An 8,446-nucleotide genomic window follows, 5' to 3' on the forward strand; every position below is an offset into this window, starting at 1 on the left:
GCCATGTACACCGGCTCGCAACAGGAAACCCGCCTCAGCCCCGCGCTGCTGCCCGGCCATTTCCGCCCGGACGAGCTGAGCCTGGCACAGCGCCTGCGCCAGCTGCTGCAGTGGGCGCGCCAGCTGGACTTCGTCACGCTGCGCGGCCTGCCCGCGGGGCGGTGGTCCGACCTGCTGGAGCAGGACCTGAGCCTGCTGCTGGCCGAGCTCTCAGCCCTGCCGGTGGCACAGTGGCAGGCCCAGGCCCAGCAACTGGACACCCTTGCCCCCGCCCAGCAGCGCCGCCAGTGCCTGGCCCTGGCCCAAGCCCTCAACCGCTGGCACGGGCGCCTGCTGGCCTGCCTGGCCGAACCTGGTGTGCCGGCGGACGATCCGCTGCATGGCGTCGCCCGGCTGCTGCAGGACCGCCTCTCGGGCGTGCTGGCGCCGCAGCTGCGCGGCCTGCTGACACCCGAGGAAGCCGCGCGCTCCTGGCATCCGCACTGGGGCCTTCAGCAGGCGGGCGAAGGCAGCCCCGCGCGCCTCGCCGGCCTGCGCGAGCACCGACTGCTGTGGCTGTCGATGTGCCGCGTGCTGGCCGGCCTGCAGATCGCTGCCCGCAAGGCCCTGCCTGGCAGCCTGCGCACGCAGTGGCACGAGCCCTCCATCGGCCTGCTGCTGGCCCAGACCCAGATGCTGCAGGCCAGCCGCGAACCACTGGACCGCTTCAACGAGCGCCTGACCCACCACTACTACGCCCATCGCCTGGGCCTGGGCCGCGAGCCCGAGGTGCCGGCCCTGGTGCACCTGCTGCTGGAGCGCCAACCCCATGCCCGCCGGCCCGTACAGCTGCCCGCCGGCACCCGCTTCGTGGCCAGCCAGGACGGCGCCAGCCGCAGCGTGGCGTCCCTGCACGAGCTGTGGCTGAGCCCGCTGAAGGTAAGCCATCTGCTGAGCCTCTACCAGCCGCGCGATCCCGACATCTCGCCGGAACGGGACTACGGCTATGCCACCGGCACCCTGGCCTGGCAGGGCGTGACGCCTGCCGCCGAGAGCCTGGCAGAGATCGACCCCAAGGCTCGCCCGCCCCTGGGCGGCGGCAGCGAGAGCCGGCCGGCGCGCCAGGGCCTGGCCTTGGCCAGCCCGCTGCTGCAACTGCGCGAAGGCCAGCGCCGCATCCAGCTGCATGTACAGCTGCGCGTGCCGGACGGCTTTGCCGACGGCGGCCCGCAGCCCACGCCGCTGGCCTGCCAGCTCCTGGCCGAGCGCGAGCGCCAGGAGGGCTGGCAGGCACCGGGGAAGGCACCGGAGCCTGCACAGTGGCGGCAACTGCTGCAGCACCTGGTGGACGAAGCCCCGGGCCTGAAGGGCGCCCCCTGGCTGCAGTACCTGCTGGCCCGCTGCCTGCACGCGCAGAGCCCGGAGACGCTCACGCCCTGGCTGGGCCGCCTCTTCGCTGTCTGGCTCTGCGCCACCACGACCGAGCTGTCGGCAGACGCCCTGGCCCTGCTGCGCCAGCATGCCGCCCAGGTGCTGGTGGACTACGTGCCCGAGCCCGGCCAGCAAGTTGATGTGGACGATCCGCTGTCGCTGCTCTATTCACAGCGTCCGCTGGAGCGCTCCCTGGTCTTCGATCGCGTGTTCCGAGGCGCCTGGTCCGCGGCGCTCAGCGGTGCCGATGGCTGGATGAGCGTGGACGAGGTCTTCGCCATCCATGGCTCCCTGGCTCATTGCGCACCGGGCGTCCTACGTTCCGAGTCCGCCGCAGGCAGCCAGGCCGCCGTCGCGGGCTTCCTGCTGTGCCTGCAGCTGGGCTCGGAGCAGGCGGCCGTCTGCCCGGCGCAGCCCGCCCAGCATGGCGAGGGCTGGCCGGCCCTGCCCGTGCTGCAGCTGCAGCTGCAAAGCCGCTCGCGCCTCTTCGCCAGCAGCCTGCTGCAGCAGCTGCCCATGGAGACCCTGCAGCTGGAGGTCCGGGTGCAGGGACTGCGAGCCCTGGAGCTGCACAACCAGCTCGGCCGCCTGGATCCCAGCAAGCCCTTCATGCCCTTCGGCCCCCTGCCCGAGCACGGCGCCTACCTGATGTTCAGCCATCCGGAGCTTGCCCGCAAGCCGCTGCAGTCCCTGCAACTGCACCTGCACTGGCAGGGCCTGCCGCGCTGCCCCTGGGACGAGCACTATGCCGGCTATCCGGAATCCCCCTGGGACTGCCAGGCCCTGCGCGTGCAGCCCTCGGTGCTGGCGGACGGCCAGTGGCGCGACGTCGGCGGCCATGCGGGCGACACGCCTCACGGAACGGGCGATGGCGAGGACCTGCCCCTGTTCCCCGAGGCATCCCGCAACAGGCCCCGGGCCGACCAGACCCTGGACTTCGACAGCACGCCCCTGCTGCGCATGCACCGCCCCGCCACCGGGCCCGCGCGCGAGTACAGCCTGCTGACCCGGCACGGCTACTTCCGCCTCAAGCTCGCCGGCACGCCCCATGCCTTCGGCCATGCCGACTACCCGCGACTGCTCACCCGCACGCTGACCCTCAACAGCAAGCTCAAGCAGCCCGCGCCCCTGCCCCAGGCGCCCTGGACGCCCGTCCTGGCGGCCGTGGAGGCGGACTATGTCGCGAAGCAGCGCATCCCCGCCCGCAGCAGCGCGCCCCTGGCGGACGGCACCGAGCTGCGCTACCTCTGGCCCTTCGGCAGCCAGGCCCTGCATGCCCTGCCCCAGTCCGATCCGCGCACGGTGCTCCCCCACTGGCCGGCCATGGGCCAGCTCATGATCGGCCTGCAGGGCGAGCAGCCGCAGGGCACGTTGAGCCTGCTGTTCAAGCTGCGTTCCGAGTCGGCGCGCGAGCCCCTGGGCCGCCCGCTGCCGCGCCTGCGCTGGCAGGCCTGGTGCGGCGAGGACTGGATCGACCTGGAGCCCCACCGTCTGCTGATGGACGGCACCGAGGGCCTGCTGCGCAGCGGCGTGGTGCTGCTGGATCTGCCCGTGGGCATGAGCGTCGGTTGCCCCAGCCTGCCGGCCGGCCCCTTCTGGCTGCGCCTGCTGGGTGACGGTCGGCTGCCCCTGCTGGCGGGCCTGCAGGGCGTTTGGACCAACGGCGTGTTGACACAGCTGCAGGGTCCGGCCCTGCCGCGCCCGCTGGCGCCCCTGTCGGTGCGGGCTGCCCAGGAGGCAGTGCCAGGTCTTGCCGCCGTGCGCCAGCCCTGGCCCTCCTTCGCCGAGCGCGCGGCCGAATCGCCGGCGGACTGGGTCACCCGCATCGCCGAACGGCTGCGCCACCGCGGCCGGGCCGCCATGCCCTGGGACTACGAGCGCCTCGTGCTGCAGCAGTTCCCCGAGGTTCAGCGCGTCAAGTGCATCCCCCGCAGCGACCCCCGCGGCGACGGCCGCCTGACCGTGGTCGTCGTGCCCGCCCTGCCGGCAGGCGTCGCCCCTGACGGCGCCGAGGCACCCAAGCTGGACGCCGCCACACTGGCTCGCATCCAGCGCTGGCTGCTTTCCCGCATGCCGCCCGGACAGGCCCTGCTGGTGCGCAACGCCACCTATGAACGCCTGCAGGTGCGCTGCAGCATGCGGCTCAAGGCCGGCGAGCCCGCCGGCGAGCGCCTGCGCCAGATCAACGACGCCCTGCGCGGCTTCCTCTCGCCCTGGCGCGAGGGCGGGCCGACCATGCACTTCGACTGGCAGCTGCAGGTCGATGAAGTCGAGGCCTTCCTTCGCGCTCAGCCTGGCGTGATGCAGATTGGCCAGGCCTCGCTGCTGCACATCATCCGCGACGACGAGGGCCACTACACCCTGCGAGACACCGCCACCGGCCATCGCCTGCTCAGGCCTGCCAGGCCCTGGAGCCTGGCCCTGCCCACGCGGCGTCATCTCATCGAACTCAGCGAACACCCCAGCCCCCGCGCGCCCGTCAGCGGGATCGCCAAGCTCACCCTGGGTGGCAGCTTCATCATCGGGCAGGACTCTCCATGACGTGCAGAAACCGCGAGACGCTGAAGAACTACTTCCGCGAAGGGCAACTGCCCACGCAGGAGCATTTCGCCGACCTCATCGACTCCATGCTCAACATGGCCGACGAGGGCTTTCGCAAGACCGTCGCCAACGGCGAGGAGATCTACGCGCCCGTGGGCCACGACGCACTGATCAGCTTCTACAGGGACCAGATGCCCGAGCAGGCCCTGTGGCGGGCCGCCCTGCACGCCCAGCGCAACCAGCTGCTGTTCCAGAGCCCTGGCCAGGGCAGCGATCCCCTGCTGAGCCTGGACCTGCGCCAGCGAGTGGGCATAGGCACGGCCGACCCGGCCGACCGCCTGGACGTGCAGGGCCATGTGGCCGCCCACGGCCGGCGCGGCAATCTGCCCCTGCCCGGCCCGGTGCTGGCCAATGGCAGCTGGCAAGACCTGACCCCGGAGCTGCAAGGCTGCCAGGGCTTCGAGCTGGTAGCGGGCGCCGGGCAGCCGGGCAGCGGCCACTTCAGCCTCATGCACGCCATCGCCCTGAGCACCTACAACCCGGGCGGCGGCCTGCTGGGCTGGCTGCAGCGCCAGCGCGGCATCCGCACCACCCAGTCCTGGTGGGGCCGCCGCTGCGACCGCCTGCAGTTGCGCTGGCATGGCACCGAAGGCCGCAAGGCCAGCTACAAGCTTCAGATCCGCACCGCCTGCAACTTCGGGGACGATCTGCGCATCCAGGTCCACCTGAGCCAGCTCTGGTTCGATCCCCACATGCAGGGCGGCCAGCCCCGCGGAGCCCAGGCATGAATGGCCCGCAGCCCCCGGCCGCCGGCATTGCCCGGCATCGCGGCGACAGCCCCGACCCGCTGGGCTTCGACGCCCTGCGCGCCCTGGGCGTGGACCGCGCGCAGCAGGCCTCGGGCCTGCTCTGGACGGACTACAACCTGCACGACCCCGGCGTCAGCCTGCTGGAGGCCCTTTGCTACGCCATCACCGAGGACGTCTTCGCCGCGCGCCAGCCCGTGCCCACCTTGCTGGGCCTGCAGCCGCAGGACGACGATGCCGCCTGGGAGCGCTTCGGCCTTTCGCACCGCGAGCGCCAGGAGCCCTGCCGCCCCCTCAGCGAACACGACTGGCAGCTCTGGCTGCGCCAGCAACTGCCCCAGGCCCGCCAGCTTCAGATCCGCGCCCTGCAGGACCAGGCCGGCCACTTCCAGGGCCTGTGGACCCTGAGCCTGCAGGACCGCAGCGACGCTGACCCCGACCAGCCCGGCCTGCTCCAGCAGGCGCTCAAGGCCTTCTGGAGCCGCCGCAACCTGGCCGAGGACCTGGCCCATCCGCCTGTGGCCCTGCAGCCGCGCTGGATCACGCTGCGCCAGTTGCGCATCGCCGTCACCGGGGAACGGGAGCTGGCGGAGCTGCTGGGCGAGCTGCTGCAGCGCTGCGACGACTGCCTCTCCAGCCGCATCCCCGACAGCCCCGAGCAGGACCTGCAGCAACCCGGCAGCGACTTCTGCGACGGTCCCCTGGGCCGACCCGCCCGGGAGGAGGAGCTGCAGTGGCTGGAGTCGCGCCATCCGGTGCTGCACCCGGCCGACCTTGCCCGCCAGTTGGGCGGCCTGCCGGGCTTGGAGAGCGTCGAGGACTTACGCCTGGACCTGCCCCATGAAGACCAGGCCCTGGCCGACGCCACCCTGCTGCCCCATGGCGGTCTGCAGCGCTGGGGCAGGGACTGGGCCCTGCGCCTGCGCTGGCCCGAGCAGGCCGCCGACCTGGAAGGATGGACCGTGCTCAAGGACGGCGCCGCCATGCGCCTGGAGCTGGCCCCCTTGCTGGCAGAGCTGCAGGAGTGGCGACGGGTGATGTATCTGCGCCGCGCGAGCAGCGGCGGCTCGGCGGTGTCGCAGGCCCATCTGCAGCCCTGGCAGGGCTTTCCGGCCGATGAGGACCTGCCGCCCCTGCCCCCTCGGCGCGAGGACCACCTCCCGGCCACCGCGGTGCTGCCCGCGCTTTACGAGCAGGCCCTGCAGGCGGCCCGCGAGGAAGTGCCCGGCCTGCGCGCTCAATGGACCGGCTACCGCGCGCTGCTGGAGCAGGGCCTGCTGCAGGTGCAGGTACAGCGCGAACAGATGCCCCGCCTCTATGCCCTGGACCAGTCGGACACGCGCAGCTACTGGCCCGGCCTGCCCGGAGAGGCCCAGTTGCCCGGCATTGACGCCCTGCTGCAGGTGCCGCTCGGCCAACTGCCCCAGGGCGGCTGGATCGACGACGATCCCCTGGAGCGCCGCCACCGCCTGCTGGACTACCAGCTTGCCTTGCACGGCGAAGTGCTGGACCACGGACTGCTGCAGGGACTGCCCTGCTACTTCGCGCCCGCGGCCTGGAGCCAGCACCTGCTGCGGCTCAAGCGCAGCTTCGCGCAGCGCCTGCCACGGCTGACCCAGGAGCGCCATGCCGCGCCCGACTACAGCCGCCCCCTGCTGGATCAGGCGGACAACACGCCACCGCTGCAGGAGCGCCTGTCCCTGCAACTGGGCCTGATGGCCAGCCACAGCCGGCTGCTGGGCAGCACGCTGGCGGCCGTGGAGGCACAGCAGGGCGCCGGCAACACCCGCCTGGCGCTGAGCGAGGCCCAGGTCGGCAGACTGCAGCCCGTGCTGGAATCGCAATCACGCGCGCGGCCGCTGGAGGGGCCGGCCCTGGAGCAGCGCCTGCAGCAGCTGGGCGCGCTGCTGCGCCGCATCGGTGCGGACTCCGACTGCCTGCTGGCGGCCCTCACGCCTCAGCGCTTCGTCCAGTACGGTGAACCCGGCGAACCGGGCCCTCTGCTGCTGCTGGACGACAGCGGCCGCTCCGCCTGGCGCCTGGCCGCCGCGCCCAGCCCGGAGCAGGCCCGCAGCCTGGCCCACGCCCTGCACGAGCTGGCCTGCCTGGTCCAGCTGCAGGGCGAGGGCCTGCACCTGGTCGAGCCCCTGCTTCTGCGCCCCTGCGCGGACGGCCGCAGCGCCGCCTGCCCGCTGCCGGAAGGGGGCGTTCAGCTCTACCTGGTCTGCAGCGGCTGGACCGCACGCGGCCGCGACGAACGCTTCCGCGAGCTGACCCAGGCCCTGCTGCGCCGCGAGGCCCCGGCCCATCTGCGCTGCAGCGTGCTGTGGCTGGACGCCGACGCCCTGCGTGAGTTCGAGGCCCGCTGGCAGCACTGGCTGGAGCTGCGACGCCGCTACTGCCAGGCCCTGCTGGGCGGGCACGCCTCAACCAGCCTCTGCCGGACCCTGGACCAGGCGGCCGCACAGCTGCGCCAGTGCCTGGAGACGGCGCAAAGGGCTGAGCAAGGCGCCGCCGAGGAGCCGCCACGGCGGCAGGCAGGGGCCCGGCCATGAGCACCCACGTGATCGAGACCTTGCGACTGGAGCTGCGCCACCCGCACGGCCGCGCCGCCACGCACAGCCATGCACTGCACGAGCGACTGATGCGCTTCCTGCGCGGCGAAGGACAGCGCCACATGGAACGGCTGTTCGACCAGCTGGCGCCCCGGCTGCGCGAGCCAGCCCTGGACAGTCTGGTGCTGGACCTGGGCCGCCTGCATGCCGGCCAGGACGAGCGGGAATGGGGCCAGCGCCTGCAGCTGGCCCTGGAAGAAGCCCTGCTGCCCTGGGTCCGGCCGGCGCAGGCGCCCGGGACCGCGTCCGGCAGCCAGCCGCTGCAGCACTTCCTGGCCTACCTGGAGCAGGGCCACCTGCCCTGGCAGCTGACGACCACGCCTCAGGGCTCGCTGTCGCGCTGGCTGGCCTGGCTGGTCTGGCAGCAGGGGCCGCGGCTGTGGCGGGCGCTGGAGCGACATCGCGCCGGCCCCGTCCTGCTGCAGCGCCTGCGGCAGATCAGCCCACACGAAGGCCTGCAGGCTCTGCTGGCTCAGCGCGACCCTGGCCTGGGCCGCCAGCTGGAGGCCCTGGACGAAGGCGCCCTGCTGCCCCTGCAGGCCAGCGGCCGGCTCAGCGCCTACGAGCGCCAGCGCCTGCAGCAGGTGCTGCGCGCCAATGCCCTGGACCTGCTTTGGGAGGCACGCGGCCGGCCCCTGGGCGAGGCTCGGCGCCAGCGTCTGCTGCTGGCCCTGCAGGCCGAGCTGGGCCGCTCGCTGGGTTCGGCCTGGCAGGAACGCCTGCAGCCCTTGGCACCCGCGTCGGGCGAGCCGGGCCTGTTGCAGGCCCTGCTGGCCGCGCAGCCCGATGCCCACCCCGGGCAAGACCTGACCCCAGAAGCCCTGGTCGGTGGCAGTCCGGGCCGCGTCTGGGAGGCCAGCCTGCTGCGCCTTCGCCCCCTGCTGGATGGTGGGCGCCCTTTGAGCCAGGCCCGGCAGGCCCGGCTGCTGGAGCAGCTGCGCCTGCTGTCCGGACAGCATGCCCAGGCTCTGGGCCAGCGCCTGCGGCTGTGGATGCAGGACGCCCCGGCGCGCCGCCGCTGGGCCCTGGCCCTGGACGCCGCCAGCTTCGGCGGCCTGCTGGGCTGCCTGGGCC

At 73.1% G+C, this 8,446-nt stretch carries 4 protein-coding genes; all 4 read left to right on the top strand.

Features of this window, described 5'->3' with window-relative positions:
* Positions 1–3 precede the first annotated feature (3 nt).
* On the top strand, positions 4–3,951 hold the full coding sequence (locus H5407_RS24705; protein ID WP_183105663.1) for a baseplate J/gp47 family protein: 3,948 nt from the start codon (positions 4–6) through the stop codon (positions 3,949–3,951).
* Complete coding sequence (locus tag H5407_RS16995) at positions 3,948–4,739, top strand: hypothetical protein (protein ID WP_183105664.1); 792 nt, start codon at positions 3,948–3,950, stop codon at positions 4,737–4,739. The genes H5407_RS24705 and H5407_RS16995 overlap by 4 nt, the downstream gene beginning before the upstream one ends.
* Positions 4,736–7,312, top strand: a complete 2,577-nt coding sequence (locus H5407_RS17000) for a hypothetical protein (RefSeq protein ID WP_183105665.1) — start codon at positions 4,736–4,738, stop codon at positions 7,310–7,312. The genes H5407_RS16995 and H5407_RS17000 overlap by 4 nt, the downstream gene beginning before the upstream one ends.
* A partial coding sequence (locus H5407_RS17005; RefSeq protein ID WP_183105666.1) for a contractile injection system tape measure protein occupies positions 7,309–8,446 on the top strand: 1,138 nt, incomplete at its 3' end. The genes H5407_RS17000 and H5407_RS17005, both read left to right, overlap by 4 nt.

The sequence above is a fragment of the Mitsuaria sp. WAJ17 genome (assembly GCF_014174515.1).
GTDB lineage: Bacteria > Pseudomonadota > Gammaproteobacteria > Burkholderiales > Burkholderiaceae_C > Roseateles_B.